Genomic DNA, 22497 nt, shown 5'->3' on the forward strand with positions numbered 1-22497 from the left:
GAAGCGCATGGCACCACGTCAGGAACCGCGCCGGAACGGAATGAGGAACGCGATGCGGGCGGGGACCCAGGACTCCGGCGAGGAGGCCACAGCCGTGGCGGGCTCGGGCGCGGGCCCGGACGTGGCCGGTGCGGGGCTGGACAGCGCCGGTGCGGGGCTGGACGACCGCGGTGCGAAAGGTGCGGGCGTGAGCGGTGCGGGGGCTGCGCGCGGCGCGGGCGCTGCGGGCGGCGCGGGCGGCGCGGCGTGTACGAGGGCGGGGCGCGGTGCGGGCGCGGACGGCACCGGGGCGGGCGTGTTCGGCCCGGACGCGCTCGGCCCGGGCGCCGTGGACGCGCTCGATCCCGACGTCGTGGACGCGGACGTGGCCGGGGCGGTGGGGCGGGTGCTGGAGGGCGTGCTGGCGGACCGGGTGCGCGGGGCGCGGGCGGTGGACCGGCTGTTCGCCGACGATCTGGCCGAGCGGGTCGCCGCCTTCACCCTCGGCGGCGGCAAGCGGCTGCGGTCGCGGTTCCTGTGGTGGGGGTTCCGGGCCTGCGGCGGCGGGCGCGACGGGGGCGGGGCGGGGCCGGCGCTGCGGGTGGCGGCCGCGCTGGAACTGCTCCAGACCTGCGCGTTGGTGCAGGACGACGTGATGGACGACTCCGCGCTGCGCCGCGGCCGCCCGGCGGTGCACGCCGACCTCGCCGCGCGCCACGGCACCGGGCGCGCGCTGTCCTTCGGCGCGGCGGCCGCCGTGCTGGCCGGGGACCTGGCGCTGAGCTGGGCCGACGACACGCTGGCGGCGGCGGCCGCGCCGGCCGGGAGCCGGCGGGCGGTGACCGGGATCTGGCGGGCGCTGCGCGACGAGATGGCGGCCGGGCAGTACCTGGACCTGCACGCCCAGGTCACCGGCGCCAGGTCGGTGGGCCGCGCGGCGCGCACCGCGTTCCTCAAGAGCGCGCTGTACAGCGTGGAACGGCCGCTGCTGCTGGGCGCGGTGCTGGCCGGCGCCGGTCCGCGGCGGATGCGGGAGCTGCGGCTGGCCGGCCGGTGCGCGGGGCTGGCGTTCCAGTTCCACGACGACCTGCTGGGCGCGTTCGGCGATCCGCGGGTGACCGGCAAGCCGGCCGGCGAGGACGTCCGCGACGGGCGGCCGACGTACCTGCTGACCGTGGCCAGGGCGCGGGCCGCCGCCGGTGGCGATCCGCGGGCGGCCCGGCTGCTGGAGTCGGCGGTGGGCCGGCCGGTGCGCGGCGCGGCGCAGGTCGCGCGGGTGCTGGCGGCGGTCGAGGCGGTCGGGGCCGCCGGCGCGGTGGCCGCGACCGTCGAACGGCTGATCGGCCACGGCACGGCACGGCTGGCCGGCGCCGGCCTTGAACCGTTCGCGGAGCACCGACTGCGCGCCCTCATGCGGCAGTTGGCCGGCCCGGTACCCGTCCTGCCGGGCCCGGAGCGCGACGCGGCGACAACGGACGGCGGTGCCGGATGAGGACGGTGGGCGGGCGTACCGATCACGTCGTGGTGGTGGGCGCGGGGCTGGCCGGGCTGTCGGCGGCGCTGCACCTGCTGGGTGCCGGGCGCCGGGTCACCGTGCTGGACGGCGCTGCGGGGCCGGGCGGGGTGGCCGGCCGGGAGGTGACCGGCGGCTTCCACCTCGACACCGGGCCGACCGTGCTGACGATGCCGCACCTGCTGGACGAGGCGCTGTGCGCGGCCGGCTCCTCGGTGGCCGAACGCCTCGACCTGGTGCCGCTGGTGCCCGCCTACCGGGCGCTGTTCGCCGACGGCTCGTCGCTGGCGGTGCACACCGGCGCCGCCGCGATGGAGGCCGAGGTCGAACGGTTCGCCGGGCCGGACGCCGCGCTGGGCTACCGGCGGCTGCGCGGCTGGCTGACGGAGCTGTACGCGGTGCAGATGCGCCGGTTCATCGACGTCAACTTCGACTCGCCGGTGGGACTGCTGGGCACCGACCTGGCCCGGCTGGCGGCGCTGGGCGGCTTCGGGCGGCTGGACGCGCGGGTCGGGCGGTACATCGCCGACGAGCGGCTGCGGCGGATCTTCACCTTCCAGGCGCTGTACGCGGGGGTGCCGCCGGCCCGGGCGCTGGCGGCGTACGCGGTGATCGCCTACATGGACACCGTCGCGGGGGTGTGGTTCCCGCGCGGCGGCATGCACGCGGTGCCGCGGGCGATGGCCGGTGCGGCCGCCGACGCGGGCGCCGACCTGCGCTACGGGCGGCCGGTGACGGCGCTGGAACGCTCCGGTTCGCGGATCACCGGCGTGCGCACCGAGGACGGCACGCTGCGGTGCGACGCGGTGGTGCTGGCCTGCGACCTGATGACCGCCTACCGGCTGCTGGGCCGGCGGCCGCGGCGGGCGGTGCCGTTGCGGGCCGCGCCGTCGGCGGTGGTACTGCACGTCGGCACCGACCGGACCTGGCCGCAACTGGCCCACCACACCCTGTCGTTCGGCGCCGCCTGGCACGCGACGTTCGACGAACTGACCGTCCAGGGGCGGCTGATGAGCGATCCGTCGCTGCTGATCACCCGGCCGACCGCCACCGACCCGTCGCTGGCGCCGCCCGGCCGACATCTGCACTACGTGCTGGCGCCGTGCCCCAACACGGTGATCGGGCCGGGCCCGCGCGAGTGGCGGGAGCTGGCCGGGCCGTACCGGGACCGGCTGCTGGCGGAGCTGGAGCGGCGCGGGCTGGCCGGGATCGCCGGTTCGGTGGAGCGCGAGTGCCTGGTGACGCCGGCCGACTGGACGGCGCGCGGCCACCCGGGCGGCACGCCGTTGTCGTTCGCGCACACCGCCGCGCAGACCGGCCCGTTCCGGCCGCGGAACCTGGTGCACGGCACGGACAACGCGGTGCTGGCCGGCGCGGGCACCACGCCGGGCGTCGGCATCCCGACCGTGCTGCTGTCCGGCCGGCTCGCGGCGGCCCGGATCACCGGGCCGCTTGCCGGGCACTCCCCCGGTGCCCGGGCCGGCCGCCGACGTCCCGTCCCGGAAGGCAGGCCGACGTGACCGATCGTGAACTGGACGCCGCCGGCGTCCTCGACCCCGCGCTGCGCGACGCCTACCGCCACTGCCGGCGGCTCAACGCCCGGCACGGGCGCACCTACTTCCTGGCGACGCGGCTGCTGCCGGCCCGGCGGCGCCCGGCGGTGCACGCGCTGTACGGCTTCGCGCGCTGGGCGGACGACATCGTGGACGACCTCGGCGGTCCGGCGGACCCCGCGGCGCGGCGGCGGGCGCTGGACGGGCTGCGGCGCGAGCTGGAATCGGGGCTGGCGACCGGGGTGAGCGGCGAGCCGGTGGTGCGGGCGCTGGCGCACACCGCGGCCGAACACCGCATCGACCACCGGCACTTCACCGACTTCCTCGCCTCGATGTACGCCGACCTGGAGGTGACCGACTATCCGACCTACGCGGACCTGGCGCGGTACATGCACGGGTCGGCGGCGGTCATCGGGCTGCAGATGCTGCCGGTGCTCGGCACGGTCGTCCCGCGCGCCGAGGCCGCCCCGCGCGCCGCCGCGCTCGGCGTCGCCTTCCAGCTGACCAACTTCCTGCGCGACGTCGGCGAGGACCTGGACCGCGGCCGGGTCTACCTGCCCGCCGACCTGCTGGCCGCGCACGGGGTGGACCGCGAACTGCTGTGCTGGAGCCGGGAGTCGGGCCGCCGCGACCGGCGGGTCGGCACCGCGCTGGCGGCGGCCGCCGCGCTGACCCGCGGGGTGTACCGCGAGGCGCTGCCCGGCCTGGCGATGCTCGACCCGGTCTCCCGCCCGTGCGTCCGCACCGCCTGCGTGCTCTACGGCGGCATCCTGGACGCGGTCGCCGACGACGGCTACCGCGTGCTGCACCGCCGCGCGCGGGTCTCCCGCCGGCGCCGCGCGGTCCTGGCGACCGACGGGCTGGCCCGGGTCGCCGCGGCCCGGCTGACCGCCCGGCGCACCGGCCGGCGCACCCCGGCGGCGACGTGAGCGGGGCGGCGGGCGGGCCCGGCAGGAGCGCCGGCCGGGACGCGGGCGAGCCGGCGAACCGGTGGCGCGACGGTGCCGGCCGCAACGGCCCGGCGGACGGCGGACGTGCGGGCGGCCCGGATGGCGCGGGCGGATCGGCGCCGCGGGCCGTCGGCCGGGCGACGGCACGCCTGTGCAGGGCCGTCGGGTCCGGCGCCGGCCGGCGGGTGCCGTTGCGGGTGCGGTGGGAGGAGGTGCGCTGGGACCGGCAGCAGCCGACCTGGCCGCAGGCGCGGCCGGCGCTGATCAACGCGGCGGCGGCGCGGGCGGCGGCGCGGGCCACCGGGAACTGGTTCGTGATCGGCGCGGCGCGGGACGTGCGGCCGGGGCGGCCGTTCGGCACGACGGTGGCCGGCGCCGAGGTGGTGGCGTGGCGGGACTCGGCCGGACGGCTGCTGGCCGGGCCGGGCGCCTGCCCGCACCTGGGCGCGCCGCTGGCCGGCGCGGCGGTGTGCGGGGGCGCGCTGGTGTGCCCGTGGCACGGTCTGCGGCTGGGCGGCACGGGTACGGCCGGCTGGCGGCCCTTCCCGGCGTACGACGACGGGCTGCTGGCCTGGGTGCGGCTGGACGCGGCCGGCGGGGAGCGGCCGGCGCCGGAGCCCGCGGTGCCGCGGCGGCCCGCGCCGCCGGGGGCGCTGACCGCGGTGTACAGCGTGAGCGGGGTGTGCGAGCCGTCCGACGTGGTCGCCAACCGGCTCGACCCCTGGCACGGCGCCTGGCTGCACCCGTACGCCTTCAGCGACCTGACGGTGCTGCGGACCCCGGACGACGGCGACGAGGGGTTCACCGTGCGGGTGGCCTACCGGGTCGCCGGGCGGCTGGTCGTACCGGTCGAGGCGGTCTTCACCGCGCCGGGGCCGCGTACGGTCGTCATGCGGATCACCCGGGGCGAGGGCACCGGGTCGGTGGTGGAGACGCACGCCACGCCGCTGGGCGCCGGCCGCGACGGACGGCCGCGCACCGCCGTCGTGGAGGCGGTGGTCGCCACCTCGCACCGGCCCGGCTTCGCGCTCGCCCGGTCCGCCGCGCCGCTGTTGCGCCCGCTGATCCGGGCGGCCTCCGCCCGCCTGTGGCGCGACGACCTCGCCTACGCGGAACGCCGCTGGGCGCTGCGCACCCGCGACGGCCGGCGCCCGGAACGTATCTGACGCCGAGTCACGTATGTCCGGGCGCCGGCCGGTTCGGCGGTGGGTGCCGTCCCGTCGCCGGCCGGTGTCAGCCGACGGCTTCGGTGAGGGCGGTGAACTCCTTGTCGGTCAGCTGGAGTCCGGCCGCGGCGACGTTGTCCTCCAGGTGCGCGACGGAGGAGGTGCCGGGGATGGGGAGCATCACCGGGGAGCGGCGCAGCAACCACGCCAGCGCCAACTGCGACGGCGAGGCGTCGTGTTCGGCGGCCAGCGAGTCCAACGGGCCGCCGGGGGCGGCGAGTTCACCGGTGGCGAGGGGGAACCACGGGATGAAGGCGATGCCGTTGGCCTCGGCGTGCTCCAGCAGTTTCTCGGCGGAGCGGTTGGCGAGGTTGTACAGGTTCTGCACCGAGGCGATCGGCGTGATGGCCCGGGCCGCTTCGAGCTGGTCGACGTCGACCTCGGACAGGCCGATGTGCTCGATCTTGCCCTCGTCCTGGAGCAGCTTCAGCTCGCCGACCTGGTCGGCCAGCGGCACCTTGGGGTCGATCCGGTGCAGCTGGAACAGGCCGATGCGCTCCAGCCTCAGGTGCCGCAGGCTCATCTCGGCCTGCTGGCGCAGGTATTCGGGCCGGCCGACCGGGCGCCAGTCGCCGGGTCCCGAGCGGGTCAGGCCGGCCTTGGTGGCGACGACCAGGCCGTCCGGGTACGGGTGCAGGGCCTTGGCGATGAGCGTCTCGGCGACCACCGGTCCGTAGGAGTCGGCGGTGTCGATGAAGTCGACCCCCAGCTCGACCGCGCGGCGCAGCACCCGGACCGCCTCGTCGGGGTCGGCCGGGTCGCCCCACACGCCGGGGCCGGTCAGCTGCATCGAGCCGAAGCCGAGCCGGGTGACCGGCAGGGTCCCGCCGATCCGGAACTGTCCCGATCCCTTGGCCGGCTGCTGCGTGGCGCTCATGGTCTGTCTCCTTCGGACGACTTCAGCGATCTCTGACGACTTCTGATGACTACTGACGGCTTCTGACGAGTACGGACAGGTCGGACGGGTGGGGCGGGTCCGGACGGCTCCAGGCGGCTCCGGACGACGCCGGCCCCGCGGTGCCGCGCACTCCCGGGCCGCCCCGCCGCGACCAGCACTCCACCGCGGCGATCCGCCGTGGTGCTCCTGGTACAGCGCCAGCGGCCCGGCGGCGATTCCCGGCCGCCCGGTACGCCCCGTACATCCGGTACGCCCGGTCCGTCAGGTGCCGCGCGGCCAGGTGGTGACCGCGCCGGGCGGGACCGTCAGGCGGACCGCGGTGCCCGGAGCGGGGGCGCCGAGGGCGGGGACGTGGGCCGTCAACTCGGTGCCGGCGGGCGTGGCGGCCACCACCTCGGCGATCGCGCCCAGGTGGATGACGTCCCGCACGACGGCCCCGACGGCCGGCGCGTCCGCACCGCCGGCGTACCCGGCGTCCCCGGTTGCGGGTGCCCGGCCGGGGGCGGGGGAAACGCCGATCCGCACGTCTTCCGGCCGCACGCACCAGGTGGCCGGCCCGTCGGGCACCGGGGCGGCGAGCGTGACGGTGAGGTCGCCGTCGACCAGCCGGCCGTCGCGCACGTGGCCGGGGCGCAGGTTGCGCACGCCCAGCAGCCGGGCCACCGCCGGGGAGGCCGGCCGGGCGAAGACCTCGCGCTGCGGTCCGGCCTGCAGGACCCGGCCGCCGTCCATGACCACGACCTCGTCGGCGAGCATGGCCGCGTCGACCGGGTCGTGCGTGACCAGGACGGTGGTCAGCCCGGTCTCGCGGGTGACCGTGCGCAGCAGCAGCCGCAACTCCTCGCGCACCGGGGTGTCCAGGCCGGTGAACGGTTCGTCGAACAGCAGGATGCGCGGCTGGCGGGCCAGCGCCCGTGCCATCGCCGCCCGCCGCCGCTGCCCGCCGGACAGCTGGTCGGGGTAGCGGTCCAGCAGGCCGTCGATGCCCAGGCGCCGGGCCCAGAACGCGGCCACCGCCGGGTCGCTGCCGACGCCGAAGGTGATCTGGTCGGCCAGCCGCATCCGGGGCAGCAGCGAGGAGTCCTGCGGCAGGTAGCCGATGCCGCGCCGTTCGGCCGGCACCCCGAGCAGGTCGGCGCCGCCGGCCCGCAGGTGACCGGCGTCGGGGGTGAGCAGTCCGGCGATCACCCGCAGGGTGCAGGACTTGCCGGCGCCGGACGGCCCGAGGATCGCCAGCCGCCGGGCGCCGGCCCGGTGGTCGACGTCGAGCCGGAATCCGCCGACGTGGGCGCGTACCGACAGCTCCAGCAGCGGTCCGGCCACCGCGGTGGGCGCCACCGGCTCCGGCAGGACCGACGGCCGCCGCCGCAGCAGGCCGCGCCCGCCCGGCCGCCGGTCGGCCAGCAGCAGTACGACCAGCGCCGCGCCCAGGGTCAGCAGCACCGGGATCGTGGTGCCGGGCAGGCCGGAGCCGGAGAACTGCACGTAGACGAAGACCGGCAGCGCGTTCGGGTTGTACGCCAGCACCACCGTGGCGCCGAACTCGCCGAACGCCCGCAGCCACGACAGCAGGACCCCGGAGCGGATGCCGCCGGCCGCGCCGGGCAGCGCGACCCTGGCGAACCGCGCCAGCCGCCCGTGGCCGAGGGTGGCCGCGACCTCCTCGGCGGCCGGATCGACCTCGGCGAACGCCGACCGGGCCGCTATCACCAGGAAGGGCGCGGCCACGAAGACCTGGGCCAGCACGATGCCGGTGACGCTGTCGGTCAGCCCGCCGCCGAACAGCCGGCCGAGCCGGGTGTAGGGCCCGACGACGAAGATCAGCAGGATGCCGCTGATCAACGGGGGCAGGGCGAGCGGGAGTTGGACCGCGACGCCGATCAGGTGGGCGAACCGGCCGCGGGAGCGGGCCAGCAGGTAGCCGAGCGGGATGCCCAGCACCACGATCACCAGGGTGGCGATGCTCGCGGTGTACACCGACAGCCACAGCGCCGCGCCGACTCCCGGCGCGGCGGCCTGCTTCCAGTCGGTGCCGGGCAGCCGGACGAAGAACGCGGCGACCGGCACCAGCAGGTAGGCCAGCAGCAGCATGCCGAGCCAGGGCAGCGGCGTACGTCTCACGCCGCCGCCCCGTCCCGGGCCGCCCGTCGCAGCACCGGGGTCAGCTGAGGCCGACCACGGACTTCAGGCCGGCCGGCACCGCCGCGGAGTCGCCGGCCACGGTGACCTTGGTCAGGGTCAGCTTGTGGGCGCGCATGACGGCCTGGCCGGCCGGGCCGAGCAGGTAGTTGACGAAGTCCTGCCCGCCGTTCGCGTTGGGCGCCTTGTTCAGCACGGTGACGGTGTACTGGGCGGCCAGGTGGATGCTGCCGAGGCTGACGGTGGGCAGCTTCTGCTCGGTGGCCTCGCTGGAGTAGAAGAAGGCGGCGTCGAGGTTGCCGCTGGCCAGCCGGGCGAGCAGCTGCTCCTCGGGGAAGACCTGGACCTTGCTCTGCGGGATGCCGACCTGCTTGAGCGCCTTGGCGGCCAGCTTGCCCTTGGGGTCGAGCTTGGGGTCGGTGGACCCCATCCGGAATCCGGGCTCCTTGACGACCTCGGTCCACGGCTTGGACTTCAGGTCGGCGGCGAACCTGCTCTTCGGGTTGTAGCCGATGACCAGCGGCGCGGTGGCGAAGCTGGCGTACCACGACTCCCAGTCGCCGTTGGCCTTGCCGACCAGGCCGCTGTTGGCGTCGGTGGAGGCGCTGACGAAGACGTCGGCCTGCTTGACCTTGCCCTTGATCTCGTTGACCAGCGCGTCGGAGCCGCCGGACTCGCCCTGGACGCTGCCGCTGTCGGCCTTGTCGAAGCCGGGCTGGAGGTCCTTCATGAAGTTGACCAGCGAACCGGCGTACAGCACCTTGACGGTGCCGGCCCTGGCCGCGGCCGGGGAGGACGCGCCGCCTGTCGGGGTCGGTGACGACGCCGACGACGAGCCGGAGCCGGAGCAGCCGGCCAGCAGCAGAGCGGCGGCGGCCGCGGCGACGACGGGCAGGGACTTCCTCACGATGATCCTCCTGGGACCTCGACGACCACGGTGGTCGCCTTGACGCTCGCGACCGCCAGCACGCCCGGCTCCAGGCCGAGGGTGCGGACCGCCTCCGAACTCATCAGCGACACCACGCGGTGTGGACCGCACTGTATTTCCACCTGTGCCATGACCTTGTCCGCCTCGACGGCGGTGACCAGCCCGACGAACCGGTTGCGGGCCGAGCTCCCGGTCCCCGTGGGGTCCGGGACCGTCCGGGCCTGGGCCTTGGCGAACGCCGCCAGCTCGGCGCCGTCGACCACCTTGCGGCTCTGCGCGTCGACGTCCGCGCGCAACCGGCCGCTGTCGATCCAGCGGCGGACCGTGTCATCACTCACGCCGAGCAGCTGAGCCGCCTCGGCCAGTCTGAATTGGGGCACGAACGACCATGCTACCGGCCGCATCAGCGGAAAAGACAGGCGATTCAGGACGCGGATCAGGATCACATCGGCCGACTTGGCCGCTGATGCGGAAGCCGTCCGCGTCCCCCGGGCGGGTCGCGACCACCGGCCCGGAGCCGCCCGGGGGACGCGGGAGCGGACCGGCGGCCGGAACCGGGTTGGGTAGAGTGCGCAGCCCACAGGGTCTCCCCACCGGTACGGGGGACGCGTGCGGACGACTTGGGGGGCCGGACGGGTGTCCGTCATACCGTTGATCTTCACCAGCGGCTGGGCGAGCGGCATCAACGCCTACGCGGTGGTGCTGGTACTCGGGCTGTTCGGCCGGTTCGGCCACGAGGCGGCGGTGCCGCCGACGCTGGAGCGGTGGGACGTGCTGCTGGTGGCCGGCGCGCTGTTCCTGTGCGAGTTCGTCGCGGACAAGATCCCGTACGTCGACTCCTTCTGGGACGCGGTGCACACCTTCGTCCGGCCGGTGGTCGGCGGCGCGATCGGCACCCTGATGGCGCACCACGCGCACGGCTCGCTGACCGAGGCGGTCACCGCGGCGGCCGGGGGCGGCGGGACCGCGTTGGCGTCGCACCTGATCAAGGCCGGGATACGGATGGGCGCCAACACCAGTCCGGAACCGTTCAGCAACATCGTGCTGAGCATGGGCGAGGACCTGGTGGTGGCCGGCGTGGTGAGCCTGGCGATGGTCCATCCGCTGCCCGCCGCACTGATCGCCGCGGTCCTGCTGGCGGTCGGGGTGCTCACCGTGGTCTTCCTGGTCTCCCGCATCCGCCGCTACCGGCAACTGCGCCGCGAACGCCGGGCGGCACGCTCCGCCGCGGTTCCCTCGACGTAGCGCACGGCTGCCGACCGACGTGACGCCCGCCCGACGCCCGCCTGCGGCACGGCAGTTCGGCGGCGCCCGCCAACTCCTGCCGGCGGCGGCGGAGTTCGGCGGGGGCGCTCAACGCCCGTTCGCGGCGGGTGACTTCAGCGGCGGACGCAGCGCAGGACGACGAACTTCGGGTCGCCGGCGATCAGGTCGCAGTTGCCGAAGACGCGGCGCAGCAACGTGTGGTAGCCCAGGTGGCGGTTGCCGACGACCCACAACTCACCGCCGGGACGCAATACTTCGCGGGCACCGGTGAACATCCGGCGGGCGGTGGCGTCGGTGGTCGCCTGATGGCTGTGGAACGGCGGGTTGTTGAGGACCAGGTCGGCGCTGCCGGGTGCCAGCCCCGCCGGTCCGTCGCCGGCCAGGAAGTCGGCGCGGGCGCCGGCCGGCGCGTTCGCGCGGAACGTCGCCTCGGCCGAGGCCAGCGCCTGGAACGACTCGTCGGTGAACGTCAGCCGGGCCTGCGGGTTGCCGAGGGCGGCGGCCAGGCCGACGACCCCGTTGCCGCAGCCGAGGTCGACGACGTGTTCCGGGCCGTCGCGGCGCGGCAGGTGGCGCAGGAAGAACCGGGTGCCGATGTCGAGGCGTTCGGCGCAGAAGACGCCGGCGTGGTTGACGACGGTGGCCCCGGCCGGCCCGCCGGTGTCGGCGGGCAGCGTCCAGCGCAACGGCCACGGGTTGGCGCCGGTCCAGGTGGCGGCCGGGGCCGGGGTGGCGCTGATGAGGCGGGCCTTGCGCCAGGCGAGGCTGGTGCGGGTGGGCCCGACGAGGCGTTCGAAGAGCTTGAGGGTGGAGGTGTGGATCTCCTTGGCCATGCCGGTGCCCAGTACGACGGTGCCGGGACGCAGCGCGGGCGCCAGCCGGTGCAGCTGGTCCTCCAGCAGCGCCAGGCTCTTGGGCACCCGCACCAGCAGCGCGTCGATCCGCTCCGGCGGCGGGTCCTGCGTGGTGAGCACCCGGACCGCGCCGGCGTCGAGCGCGTTGCGTTCCAGGTTGTCCCCGGTCGCGCGCCGGGCCAGCCAGGAGTCGGTGACCAGCGTCGGCCGGTGCTCGGCGAGCGCCGTGGACAGCGCGCCCCAGCGGTCCCCGAGGACGACGATCCGGCCGCCGAGCTCGACCGCCGCCTCGCCGTCCGTTCCGGCCAGCCGGCGCAACAGGTACTCGTCCGCCGCGTCCCACGCCCGCAACTGGTCACGCGGGTCGTACGGGAAACGGGCCAGATCCAGCTCACGCCACGGCGTCGTCAAACGATTCATCGTCCGGCCAGGCTAGCCGAGCCCGCCGCCCGGCCCCGCACCAACGGAGGAGATGCCGGTGCGGGACGGCGGACGGACCGGCACCGGACGGCCCCGGGCGCGTTCCCCCCGACCCCGTTGAGGCCACGGCACCGGGCCCCAACGGCCTTCGCCGGGAGCCGGATCGGCGGCCGGAGAGCGACGGCCGGGCCCGAGCCGCCGTCGGGGCGTGCGCGGCGGTCCGGCGTGGGCGAGATCCGGCGCTCCTCCCCCCGCCACGTCACCCGGAACGGCCGCGAAGCCGGCCCCGGCCACCCTGCGGTCATGGTCAAGGAGCACGGCCCGGTCCCGTTCCGAGCCACGACGCGAACCGGCCCCGGGACGCCGGCTCCTGGTCAGCGAACCTGGTCGCTCTTCGGCCCGATGCCTTCGGTCCTGGTCGCGGTGCCGTCCGGGGCGAACGAGTGGTGGAAGGTGAAGGCGTGCGGCGCGGAGCCGTGGTCGTGGAGGTGCTCCAGCCGGAAAACCCCGTCCTGCCAGGTGGGCACCACGCCGTCGGAGACCCACCAGAACACGTACCCCGGGCGTCCCGTCCGGTCGAACCAGTCGTAACGCCTGTTCAGCGCCGCACGGTGCGGACCGGTGTGGACGGCGTCGAAGGCGGAGTGCGGGTCGGTCCAGAGTGAGAGGGTCGCGGCCAGGGCGATGGTCTCCACCGTCCGGCCCTTGCCGTACCAGGCCGGTACGGCGAACGCCCCCCACGCACCCCAGTCCAGGTCGAACAGTGTGCCCCGGCCGCCGTCCGCCGCTTCGGCGCGGGCGAGGAATCCGGGATGCCGGCCGATCTGCCGGTAGACGGCCTCGCCGCTGTCGTGGAATGCGCGCGTGAGGGGTGCGGGATCGGCGAGAGGTGACTTCAGGACGCCGAATGTGTACAGAGCAAGATGAGGCATGCGCGTCTCTCCCTGGTCGGGGGCGCCTGGTGCGGATCCGGTGCGGTGGCTTCGCGTGGGGGCGAGGATGCGTGGGGCGTGGCCGACTCGCCCCTTCACGGCCGGCCCGGCCCGACGGAACCCCGGCGCGACCGCGGTCGACCGCCGGGGACCAGGTGAAGGTAGCCGCCGCCGCGGGCCCTGTCGAAGTTGCGTTTTCCCAGCCCGAGTGGCCTGTCCGAGTGGCCTGTTGAGCAGGTCCTCGCGGGAGCCGGGGCGGCACCGCCAGCACCCCGGAGCCGTGACGCCGTGACGCCGTGACGCCGTGACGCCGTGACGCCGTGACGCCGTGACGCCGTGACGCCGTGACGCCGTGACGCCGTGACGCCGTGACGCCGTGACGCCGTGACGCCGTGACGCCGTGACGCCGCTAAAGGCCTACCGCAGGCCGCGGACCGCCAGGTCGAGTACCCGGCGGGCCTGGCGGTCGCCGGTGTCTCCCGGTGCGGTGCTCCACAGGAAGCCCATCAGCAGCAGCACGTCGGCGGGTTCGAGTCCCGGGCGTACGTCGCCGGCGTCCTGGCAGGCCCGCAGCAGGACGCCGACGGCCCCGGTGACCGGCTCGTACGTCTCGCCGACCGCCTGCTGCGCCGCGGCCGTCCGGAGCGCGTCGCCCAGACCGTGCTTGACCCGCACGAAGTCGGCGAGGCGCAGGAACCACCCGCGCAGCGCCTCCAGCGGCGGGTGCTCGTCCAGCATGCCGGGGACCGCCGCCACCAGCGACTGCACCTCCTGCCGGTACACGGCCAGGATGAGGTCCTCCCGGGTCGGGAAGTGGCGGTACAGCGTGCCCGCGCCGACGCCGGCGAGGCGGGCGACCGCGTTGAGCGAGACCCGGGGGTCCTCGGCGAACGCCGCGTAGGCGACGCCCAGGATGCGCTCGCGGTTGAGCACCGCGTCGGCGCGGGTGGCGGGGGTCCGGTGCCCGGTCACGGTCCTCCTCGCATGTCACGACGGCCGGCGGCGCGCTCCGGCCACGCCCTCAGCGGTACCCGGCGTTCCTCAACGGCCCCCGGCACCGGAGAACTCTCCGGTAAGGCTGATCAGTGTAGGAGACTTCAGGGACTGCCTCAAGCCCGGCCCGCCCCGCCACCGGCGCGCGCCGCGCCGCCCGCCACCGCGTCGTCCGCCACCGCGCCGCCCGCCGCCGCGCCGCCCGCCGCAGCGGCCTCGCCACCGCCCGCCGCCGCTCCACCCGCCACCGCAGCCTCACCGCCGCCCGTCGCGCCGCCCGGCACACCGTCCGCCACCTCACCCACGCCGCCCCCGGTCTCGCGGGCGCCGGCCTCCCCGCCCCCGGTCTCGCCGACCCCAACCTCCCCGCCCGTCGCGAGGCGGTTCTCGCTGAACGCGACCGTCAGCTCGTCGAGCGGGACGTCGTGGCCGGCCTCGCAGCGGACCTCGACGTGGACCGGGGCGCCGCAGTCGTGGTGCGTCAGGTCCATGGGCGGGCCGGCGGGACCGGCCAGGTGGCGGTCGCCGAACTGCATGAGGGCCAGCGAGACCGGCAGCAGGTCGCGGCCGCGTTCGGTGAGCACGTATTCGTGGCGGGTGCGGTGGCCGGGCTCGCGGTAGGGGCGGCGTTCCAGCGCGCCGACCGCGACCAGCTCGCGCAGCCGGGCGGCGGCGACGGACTCGGTGACGCCGACCCGGCGGGCGAAGTCGTCGAAGCGGCGGGTGCCGTAGAACGCCTCGCGCAGCAGGAGCTGGGCGGGACGGTTGCCGACGGCCCGCAGGGCGCGGTCGATGGAACAGCGGTTCAGCGTCCAGCTGTCCCGGGCGGCGAGCGGACCCTCCAGGCGGGCGCTGGGCGCGTTCTCGGTGGACATGACCCCATCCTACTCTGGCTTGCCGAAACCGAAGTCAGCTGGCTACCGTTCTGACTATGGAAATATCAAGTCAGCGGGACCGGGCCTCCTGGCTCCTGCCGGTGCTGTGCGTCTCGGCGTTCATGGCGAACCTGGACCTGTTCATCGTCAACGTGGCCTTCGGCGCCATCGGCCGTACGTTCAGCGGGAGTTCGCTGGCGCACCTGAGCTGGGTGCTGAACGTCTACGCGATCTTGTACGCGGCGCTGCTGGTCCCGCTGGGGCGGCTGTCGGACCGGTTCGGACAGAAGGCCGGCTTCCTGGCGGGGCTGGCGCTGTTCACCGTGGGCAGCGCGGCGTGCGCGGTGGCCCCCGGGCTGTGGGCGCTGGTGGCGTTCCGCGGGGTGCAGGCGGTGGGCGCGGCGGCGATGACGCCGACCAGCCTGGGCCTGCTGCTGACCGCCACGCCGGCACCGCGCCGGGTGCGGGCGGTGCGGATCTGGGCGGCCACCGGCGGGCTCGCGGCGGCGGCCGGTCCGGTGGCCGGCGGGCTGCTGGTGGAGGCGTCCTGGCGCTGGGTGTTTCTGGTCAACGTGCCGATCGGCGTCGCCCCCCTGCTGCTGGCGGTGCGCTGCCTGCCCGACACCCGGCACGATCGGGCGGCGACGTGGCCGGACCTGCTGGGCGGTGTGATCGCCGTGATCGCGATCGGCTCGCTGGCGCTGGCCCTGGTGCAGGGCTCCTCGTGGGGCTGGTCGAGCGGCAAGGTGATCGCGGCGCTGGCGGTGGCCGTCGCCGGCACGGCCCTCTTCCGGTACCGCTCGCTGCGGCATCCGGCGCCGGTGGTGGAGCCCGCGCTGCTGCGGGTGCGGACCTTCCGGTGGTCGAACCTGACCGCCCTGGCGTTCAACTCCGCGTTCGCGGCCGGGCTGCTGGCGAACATCCTGTGGCTCCAGGACGTCTGGCACTACTCCGCGCTGCGCACCGGGCTGGCCGTCGCGCCGGGCCCGTTGATGGTGCCGCTGTTCGCCGCCGTCGGGCAGCGGCTGGCCCGGCGGATCGGTGCGGGGTGGACGACCGCGCTGGGCTCGACGCTGTTCGCGGCCGGCACGGTGCTGCTGATCCTCAGCCTGGGGGAACGTTCGCACTACGTTGCCGAGGCGTTGCCCGGCTGGCTGGTCACCGGTGTCGCGGTGGGCCTGGCGCTGCCGACCATCCTGTCGTCGGCCACGGTCGACCTGCCGGCGGCCCGCAGTGCGACCGGCAGCGCGGTGGTCAACATGGCCCGGCAGATCGGCACGGTGCTCGGCGTCAGCACGCTGATCGCGCTGGTCGGCCCGGCCCACGGCTACCCGGCGCTGCACACCGCGTTCACCGAGGCCCGCTGGCTGGTGGCGGGCCTGGCACTGCTCGGGGCGCTCACCGCGATCCGGATGAACACCGCACCGCCCGCGCCCCCCGGCCACCACGAGCCCCGCACGGCACCGGTGCGCAGGGCGGCGGGGGTGGAGTAGGTCGGGGTACGTGCCGCGTAATGGCGTGACCGGACGCCGGCCTCGGTCGGATCCCGCAGCCGGCGCCAAGCCGTCACCTCGGATCAGTCCACGGTCTCCGGAGGTATCACGCCGGGCGACAACGGTCCGCAGCGCACATCGCGTCGGCCGATGCCGTACTCAAGGAACCGGTGACATGGGGCCCTGGTGCATGAAGTCGCCGCCGGCTCATGCCTGCCCTGAATCATGACTCACGGATGTTCGCCACGCATCGGAGCGGCGGAGGTTGGGGCCGTCGACCTTGGATCCGCCAGCCACATAAAGGGCCCACCTCAACTCCTGGCAGCCGAAGAAGTCTTCGGCCTGACAGTCCACCCACACTGCCACCCGGGACGGTCCCGACCGCGTCAGGTCCCACCACTCCCAGCCCCTGGAATCATCCTCGGGATCGAATCGGAACAGCCAGTTCTGCGCCGACCATACGCCGGACCCGGGGAGACGCTGGAATTCATCGCTGCCAAGGCGGGCGAACTCAGGAATATCACCGCTGCCCCCCTTCGAGACAGAGAGAAACCACCCGGGCACATCATCGACGGGGACCTCATCGTCCTCGAAATCATTCGTGGCACCCAGTTCGACAGCGGAGGAAAGCAGCGACCGGAGCCGCGCGACGTACTCCTCGACCTCCCCCGTCACCTCAACCGTGAACTCACCAAGGTAGGGCGGAACCTCCTCGACCTCAGGGCGTCGAAGAATGCGTCCGCATTCGACCAAAAGACTCTCTTTGCTGTGGTCCACGTGGGATTCACCTTTCTTCAACGATCCGACCGGACCCAGGGATTATGGCACCCCTCAAAGAGTCCAGAAGATTTGCTGGAATTCCATAGAGGTCGTCACCTCTGGTCGGGTCGGAAATCTCTGGATAATGCTTGAGGAGCTCCCGCCATTCCTCGTCGGACACGCAGGATCATCCGCGGTGCTGACTGGATCTCGGTCCGCACCGCTATAGGGGTACGGGCCAGTTCGAACCGGTCCTGAAGAAGTCGGGTCAGCCCTCGTAGCGGGTTGGTCGGCGTTTGAACAGGCGGAAGCAGGCAGAAGTCAGCTCGGCCACACATCGGTTCCTGCCCGAGCGAGAGCCGTAGGCCAGTCCGCGTGCGGCGCCGAAGGGCTTGTTGCCGTGCTTCGGAGCAGACTGCGGTAGTTGTCGAAGTCCTGGCCGAGGCCACGGAGTCCCCGTCCCGGCAGGACGGCGTCGAGCGGGGGTACGGGGCGGATGACGTCAGGGGAGAGCCCGATGTACCCCTCACGCTGAGGTCCGGGCAGGGAAACAGTCGACCATGTCCGGCAAGCCCACGGCCCGTAGTTCGTTCAACGGAACCCGTTGCGAGGCGGGCCGGGCACGCGCCTCGGCCCGGCCGCGCGGCCGGCCACCGACCGACCGCCGACCCCGCTCCCGCCCCGGCCGGTGCACCGGAACGACCCGCCGCCTTCGGAAGCCGTCACGCAGGCAACGCCCCCCGCGCAACGCCCGGTCAGAACTCCCACGTCGTGTAGAAGTGCCGTTCGCGGTCCGTCAGTCGGGGCAGGGCGTCGGCGGCCACGTAGCGCTGGAAGTGTTCGGAGGCGGTGTGGGCCTGGAAGGCGGCCTCGTCGGTGTACTGCTCGTAGAGGAAGAAGACCTGGGGGTCCTGCGGGTCGCGGTGGGCGACGTACATCAGGTTGCCCGGTTCGGCGCGCGACGCCGTGGTCAGGGCTTCCAGGGCGGTGGCGACCGCCTCCTGCTCGCCGGGTTTCACGGTCCACTTCGCGGTGACGACGTACGCCATGCCCTGCCCCTGCCTGCTGAGGAATCGCGCTGCTTCGGTGCCGCCGGGACGGCCGGCGACCGGGCCATTGTGTCCGGTGCCGGGCTCACGTGGACAGCCCGCACCGGTGAGCGCGGCGATCGGCCCGGCGCCGCTACGACGCGCAGCGCGGGCCCCGCTGCCGCCGACGGGCCCGGCCCCCGCGGGGCGTCCGGCGTGTCGGCGGTACCGCGGGGGAACGGCGGAAACGCGGTGGCCGCCGGCCTGCGGACCCGGGCATGCTGGCGCCGTGGACAGACCGGAGATCGTGATCAGCTTCAGCCCCGACCTGCACGTGTTCGTGGGCCGGGCGCACCGGGGCGGGGAGTCGGCGGTGCGCACCGACGGCGCGTCGTCACTGGGGCATGTGGTGGAGTCGCTGGGCGTGCCGCTGACGGAGGTCGGCGAACTGACCGTCGACGCGGTGGAGGCGCGGCCGTCGCACGTGCCGGCGGCCGGTGAGCGGATCGCGGTGCGCGGGGTGACCCGGCCGCAGCGGCTGCCCGGGCCGGCGCGCTTCCTGCTCGACGTCCATCTGGGCACGCTGGCCCGGCGGTTGCGGCTGCTCGGCGTCGACGCGGCGTACGAGAACCTGGACATCGGCGACGCCGCGCTGGCCGCCCGTTCCGCCGCCGAGGAACGCGTCATGCTCTCCCGCGACCGCGGCCTGCTGCACCGGCGCGAACTGTGGGCCGGCGCCTACGTCTACAGCCACCGCCCCGAGGAGCAGCTCACCGACGTCCTGTCCCGGTTCACCCCGCCGCTGGCTCCCTGGACCCGCTGCACCGCGTGCAACGGCGAACTGCGCGCCGCCACCAAGGAGTCCGTGCACACCGCACTCCGCGACGGCACCGAGCGCACCTACGACGTCTACGCCCGCTGCACCGCCTGCGACCAGGTCTACTGGCGCGGCGCCCACCACGCCCGCCTCACCGCGATCGTCGACGACGCGATGCGGGCGTTCGGCTGAGGGAAGCGTTCGGCTGATGCGGGCGTCCGGCTGAAGGCGGCGTACGGCTGAGGGGACCCGGCGGGACCCGCGCCGAGGCCGCCGCACCACCCGCCCCGGCGCCGCCCGTGCCACCGACCGCGCCGGCGCGGCGGACCGGCGGACCCGGGAGGCCCGACGCATCGCAACCGTGAAAGCCCGAGGGCCGGCGCCCCGCGCGCCGGCCCTCGGGAGCGGTGGGGACGGCGGGTCCCTGGAAAGCCCGCCGTCACCGGGTGGCTCAGGCGGCGGTGCCGCCGGAGTAGTCGCTGCTGAACGCGGTCTCCACGACGCCGGCCACGCTGGTGTCGGTCAGGATGATGCCCAGCTCCCGGTTGGCGGTGAGGGAGTTGGTGGTGTCGTTCATCGAGCCGATCTCGACCTTCATGTCGGACTGGCCGTAGTCGGCGACCACCACCTTGGCGTGCATGTAGAACCCGGTGCTGGAGGAGTAACCGACCACGGTGGCGCCGGCGTTCTCGATCTTGGTGACCTCGGAGGAGTAGTCCGACGGGCTCTCCAGCACCAGGCGCACCTTCACACCGCGCTGGGCGGCGTCGGCGATGGCGCTGACGACCGTCGAGTCGTTGAACTCCTCCTCCTCGATGTCCAGGGTCTTGGTGGCGCCGTTGATGACGGTCAGCAGGCGGGCGGTGGAGTCGGTGGGCGACCACAGCAGGTTGTCGCCGTCGCTCGGGGTGATCTGGGTGTCGGCGTAGTCGGCGTTGAAGACCGCCTCGATGGCGCTGACGTCGGCCGCGTCGGTGTCGAAGACCCCGTAGTCGCGGCTGGTGGAGTAGTACTTCGACGTCAGGTTGCCGGTGAGGACCAGCGACTTGTCACCGTCGACCGTGATGGTCTTCTGGTGGGTGTAGGTGAACGCGGTCGAGGAGTACGTCACCCCGACGCCGGCCGCCTTCAGCGTGCTGTAGGCACTGCTGTTGGTCGAGGTCTCCTGGCGGTCCAGGATGACGCGGACGGTGACGCCGGCCTGTTCGCGGGCGATGAGGTCGTTGACCGCGGTGGTGTCCTGGAGCTCGTACATGGTCATGTCGAGCGACGTCGTGGCCGAGTTGATGAAGTCGTAGATGGTCGGCTCGGTGGTGGTCAGACCGAAGGCGAACGCCGAGTAGTCACCGGCGGCGTGGGCGGGCGCGGTCAACGCGATCACGGCGGACCCGGCCGCGACGGCTATTCCGGCACGGCGAAGCGTGGTGCGCAGCATGATTCGGCTCCATGGTGATGTGGGGGGAGAGCTGTCGATGCAGGGGGCGTTGCCGTGGGGGGCAACCGCCCCAGCGCACCACGCGCGTAGACCGGCTGGGAAGCGCCCCCGGGGATTTTTGACATGTTCATTGAAGAGTTCTGACCGAGCGCACCGGATCGTCACGCCGCGTTCACCGCTGGACCACCCGATCGGCCGACGCGCCATCAGGGGCGGTGACTCACCGGTGCCGTTCGTTGACCCGGCGGACCGCGACGCGAAGGATGGGCCACCGCCCGCCATCACACCATTCGCCCGTCTTGCCCGCATCCCGGAGGCCGCGTGAAACGCCGTACGCTTCGATCGGCCTGGCACTCGTTCACCGGCTCGCCGTACTTCCCGGCCACCGTCATCGTCTTCATCGTGGCCGTCGCCGCCGGTCTTTTCGCCGGGTCCTACACCTACGCCATGGCCAACCCGACCCCGCGTCACATCCCGACCGCGGTCACCGGCGCACCGGCCTCGCAGCTGAAGCGGGCGGCCTTCGTCGCCGGCATGGAACGCGCGCTGGGCGCCTCGCTGGACCTCGAACCGTTCACGACGTACGCGCGGGCCCACGAGGCGGTCGAGGAGCAGCGGGTCTTCGCCATCCTCCAGCAGCACGGCGGCCGCCCGGAGCTGGACGTCTCCAGCGCCTCGGGCGCCTCCGTCGCGGAACTGCTCACCCAGGCGGCCCCGGCGGTCGGCGCCAGGATCGGGGCGCCGGCGGTGGTACGGGACATCAACCCGGTGCAGAAGGGCGACCCGCGGGGCCTGGCGATCTTCTACATCTCGCTGGCCTCGGTGGTCGTCGGCTTCGTCGGCTCCACCCAGTTGGCGGTCAACGCCAAGGCCCTGCCGCCCGGCCGGCGCATCGCCTTCACCGCCGCGTACGCGCTGCTCGGCGGCTTCGCGATCGCGGCGGTGGTCGACTGGGGGCTGGGCGCGCTGCGGCTGCCGTTCGCCGAGTCGTGGCTGATCCTGGCCATGACGATGTTCACCTCCGGCATGGTCTTCGCCATGTTCAGCGTGCTGATCGGCCGCTGGGCGCTGCTGCCGACCTGGGGCCTGATGGTGCTGCTGGGCAACCCCTCCTCCGGCGGCGCGGTCTCCTGGCCGCTGCTGCCGTCCCTGCTCGGCGCCATCGGCCGCTGGCTGCCGCCCGGCGCCGCGGTCAACGCGCAGCACACCGCGGTGTACTTCGGCGGCCACCAGCACGCCTTCCCGTTCCTGGTACTGGCCGCCTGGGCGGTGGTGGCCAGCACGGTCTTCTGGCTACGCCGCGACCGCGCCACGGCGAAGGACGGCCGGGGGGCGGCGGGCGCGGGCGCCGGGGCGAGTGCGGGGGCGGGGGCGTGACGCGGCGGGGCGCGGGATCACGGCGGGACCACGCGGGCGTACCGGGCCTGACGCGGTGGGCACGCGGGCGTGACGGACGCGGGACCACGCGGGCGTACCGGAACGCGGCGGACACGCGGCCGTGACGGACGGGGCGGGCGCCGGAGAGGTACGGGCCTGGCGCGGCGCGTCCATGGGCGCACCGGCGCGTACCGGCCCGTACCGGCGCGGCCGCGCAGTGCTCAGGCGCCGCGCCGCATGGCCGCGTTGGCGCCCAGGACGACCGCGATGGCGAGCCATTCGGCGGCGCCGAGGCGCTGGTGCAGGACGACCAGCCCGATGAGCGCGGCGAAGGCGGGGTTGACGCTCATGAAGACGCCGAAGAAACGGGCCGGCACCCGGCGCAGCGCCAGCAGGTCGAGGACGAACGGTACCGCCGACGACAGGATTCCGGCGGCGGCCGCGTGCCCGAGGGCGGCGGCGGTCGGCGGCCGGTGCGCCAGCACCACGGCGCCCACCGGCACGTAGAGCGCGGCGGAGACCACCGCGGCGGCGGCCGTGCCCTGCGCGCCGGGGAGCCGGGCGCCGACCACCCGGTTGAGCAGGATGTACGACGCCCAGCACACCCCCGCCAGCAGTCCCAGGGCGATGCCGAGGCCGTCGGCGCTGGGGCGGGGCCGGGCCAGTACCGCGACCGCCGCGGCGGCCGGCACCGCGCAGAGCAGGTCGGCCGCCCGCCGCGAGGACGCCAGCGCCACGCCGAGCGGCCCGAGGAACTCCAGGGTGACGGCGAGACCCAGGCCGAGGTGCTCGACGGCGGTGTACAGCGAGAGGTTCATGGTGGCGAAGACCACCGCGAGCGACAGCACCGGCCACCACTGCCGCCATGTGAACGTCCGCCAGCGCGGTCGCCCCACCGCCAGCAGCGCGATCGCGGCGACCCACTGCCGGACCGCCACCACACCGGCCGGCCCGATCACCGGGAACGCCAGCGCGCCGACGGCCGCGCCGAGCTGGTTCGACAGCGCGCCGCCGGTCATCATCAGCACCCCGGACGGCGTCACGCGCCGGGCGTCACCGGCG

20 protein-coding genes are annotated in these 22497 nt (G+C 74.7%); 8 read left to right on the top strand and 12 right to left on the bottom strand.

All coding sequences use genetic code 11. The features are described from left to right. Window positions 1-52: 52 nt before the first annotated feature. The 4 genes from POF43_RS17150 to POF43_RS17165 all read left to right on the top strand — a co-directional run bounded on the left by POF43_RS17150 (window position 53) and on the right by POF43_RS17165 (window position 5161). Complete coding sequence (locus POF43_RS17150) at window positions 53-1471, top strand: polyprenyl synthetase family protein (RefSeq protein ID WP_282704628.1); 1419 nt, start codon at window positions 53-55, stop codon at window positions 1469-1471. Beyond that, on the top strand, window positions 1468-3012 hold the full coding sequence (gene crtI, locus POF43_RS17155; RefSeq protein ID WP_271323448.1) for a phytoene desaturase family protein: 1545 nt from the start codon (window positions 1468-1470) through the stop codon (window positions 3010-3012). Before POF43_RS17150 ends, crtI begins: the two co-directional genes overlap by 4 nt. Further along, window positions 3009-3974 carry a phytoene/squalene synthase family protein gene (locus POF43_RS17160; RefSeq protein ID WP_271323449.1) on the top strand — a complete coding sequence of 322 codons (966 nt, stop codon included), beginning with the start codon at window positions 3009-3011 and terminating at the stop codon, window positions 3972-3974. The genes crtI and POF43_RS17160 overlap by 4 nt, the downstream gene beginning before the upstream one ends. A 212-nt stretch (window positions 3975-4186) precedes the next feature. Continuing rightward, complete coding sequence (locus POF43_RS17165) at window positions 4187-5161, top strand: Rieske (2Fe-2S) protein (RefSeq protein WP_303657875.1); 975 nt, start codon at window positions 4187-4189, stop codon at window positions 5159-5161. Window positions 5162-5228: 67 nt separating this feature from the next. Here the strand turns inward: POF43_RS17165 and POF43_RS17170 are convergent, their stop codons facing one another. The 4 genes from POF43_RS17170 to POF43_RS17185 form a co-directional block, all read right to left on the bottom strand. Then, window positions 5229-6098, bottom strand: coding sequence for an aldo/keto reductase (locus POF43_RS17170; RefSeq protein ID WP_271313373.1), 870 nt, complete (start codon window positions 6096-6098; stop codon window positions 5229-5231). Between the two features lie 282 nt (window positions 6099-6380). Then, complete coding sequence (locus POF43_RS17175; RefSeq protein ID WP_271323450.1) at window positions 6381-8240, bottom strand: ATP-binding cassette domain-containing protein; 1860 nt, start codon at window positions 8238-8240, stop codon at window positions 6381-6383. A gap of 40 nt (window positions 8241-8280) precedes the next feature. Continuing rightward, window positions 8281-9165 carry an extracellular solute-binding protein gene (locus tag POF43_RS17180; RefSeq protein ID WP_271323451.1) on the bottom strand — a complete coding sequence of 295 codons (885 nt, stop codon included), beginning with the start codon at window positions 9163-9165 and terminating at the stop codon, window positions 8281-8283. Continuing rightward, complete coding sequence (locus POF43_RS17185) at window positions 9162-9566, bottom strand: TOBE domain-containing protein (RefSeq protein WP_271313376.1); 405 nt, start codon at window positions 9564-9566, stop codon at window positions 9162-9164. The genes POF43_RS17180 and POF43_RS17185 overlap by 4 nt, the downstream gene beginning before the upstream one ends. A 256-nt stretch (window positions 9567-9822) precedes the next feature. On the opposite strand from POF43_RS17185, the gene POF43_RS17190 reads away from it, so the two are divergent. Next, entirely contained in the window at window positions 9823-10431 is a 609-nt protein-coding gene (locus tag POF43_RS17190) for a DUF4126 domain-containing protein (protein WP_271313377.1), read from the top strand. Window positions 10432-10565: 134 nt separating this feature from the next. On the opposite strand, the gene POF43_RS17195 is transcribed toward POF43_RS17190, so the two are convergent. From POF43_RS17195 to POF43_RS17210, 4 genes are all read right to left on the bottom strand, one after another. Then, window positions 10566-11726, bottom strand: coding sequence for a methyltransferase (locus POF43_RS17195; RefSeq protein ID WP_271323452.1), 1161 nt, complete (start codon window positions 11724-11726; stop codon window positions 10566-10568). Between the two features lie 374 nt (window positions 11727-12100). Continuing rightward, on the bottom strand, window positions 12101-12658 hold the full coding sequence (locus POF43_RS17200) for a DUF3291 domain-containing protein (RefSeq protein WP_271323453.1): 558 nt from the start codon (window positions 12656-12658) through the stop codon (window positions 12101-12103). A gap of 417 nt (window positions 12659-13075) precedes the next feature. After that, window positions 13076-13630, bottom strand: coding sequence for a TetR/AcrR family transcriptional regulator (locus tag POF43_RS17205; protein WP_271313380.1), 555 nt, complete (start codon window positions 13628-13630; stop codon window positions 13076-13078). A 137-nt stretch (window positions 13631-13767) separates the two neighbouring features. Beyond that, the gene (locus tag POF43_RS17210) at window positions 13768-14526 is read right to left on the bottom strand and encodes a winged helix-turn-helix transcriptional regulator (protein WP_282704629.1); all 759 of its coding nucleotides are present in this window, start codon (window positions 14524-14526) and stop codon (window positions 13768-13770) included. 56 nt (window positions 14527-14582) lie between these two features. On the opposite strand from POF43_RS17210, the gene POF43_RS17215 reads away from it, so the two are divergent. Then, window positions 14583-16019 carry an MFS transporter gene (locus POF43_RS17215; protein ID WP_271324502.1) on the top strand — a complete coding sequence of 479 codons (1437 nt, stop codon included), beginning with the start codon at window positions 14583-14585 and terminating at the stop codon, window positions 16017-16019. 207 nt (window positions 16020-16226) lie between these two features. On the opposite strand, the gene POF43_RS17220 is transcribed toward POF43_RS17215, so the two are convergent. Beyond that, window positions 16227-16796 carry a hypothetical protein gene (locus POF43_RS17220; protein ID WP_271324503.1) on the bottom strand — a complete coding sequence of 190 codons (570 nt, stop codon included), beginning with the start codon at window positions 16794-16796 and terminating at the stop codon, window positions 16227-16229. A 737-nt stretch (window positions 16797-17533) separates the two neighbouring features. Next, window positions 17534-17827 carry a putative quinol monooxygenase gene (locus tag POF43_RS17225; RefSeq protein ID WP_271313384.1) on the bottom strand — a complete coding sequence of 98 codons (294 nt, stop codon included), beginning with the start codon at window positions 17825-17827 and terminating at the stop codon, window positions 17534-17536. Window positions 17828-18095: 268 nt separating this feature from the next. On the opposite strand from POF43_RS17225, the gene POF43_RS17230 reads away from it, so the two are divergent. Then, entirely contained in the window at window positions 18096-18815 is a 720-nt protein-coding gene (locus POF43_RS17230) for a Mut7-C RNAse domain-containing protein (protein WP_271324504.1), read from the top strand. A gap of 259 nt (window positions 18816-19074) precedes the next feature. On the opposite strand, the gene POF43_RS17235 is transcribed toward POF43_RS17230, so the two are convergent. Continuing rightward, window positions 19075-20058 (bottom strand): phospholipase D-like domain-containing protein, encoded by a 984-nt coding sequence (locus POF43_RS17235; protein WP_271313386.1) that lies wholly within the window; start codon window positions 20056-20058, stop codon window positions 19075-19077. Window positions 20059-20379: 321 nt separating this feature from the next. On the opposite strand from POF43_RS17235, the gene POF43_RS17240 reads away from it, so the two are divergent. Continuing rightward, window positions 20380-21435, top strand: coding sequence for an ABC-2 transporter permease (locus POF43_RS17240; protein ID WP_282704630.1), 1056 nt, complete (start codon window positions 20380-20382; stop codon window positions 21433-21435). A 221-nt stretch (window positions 21436-21656) separates the two neighbouring features. On the opposite strand, the gene POF43_RS17245 is transcribed toward POF43_RS17240, so the two are convergent. After that, window positions 21657-22457: an EamA family transporter gene (locus POF43_RS17245; protein ID WP_372516053.1), complete on the bottom strand. Its 801-nt coding sequence runs from the start codon at window positions 22455-22457 to the stop codon at window positions 21657-21659. Window positions 22458-22497: the final 40 nt, after the last annotated feature.

The organism is Streptantibioticus silvisoli, from assembly GCF_027947535.2.
GTDB lineage: Bacteria > Actinomycetota > Actinomycetes > Streptomycetales > Streptomycetaceae > Streptantibioticus_C > Streptantibioticus_C silvisoli.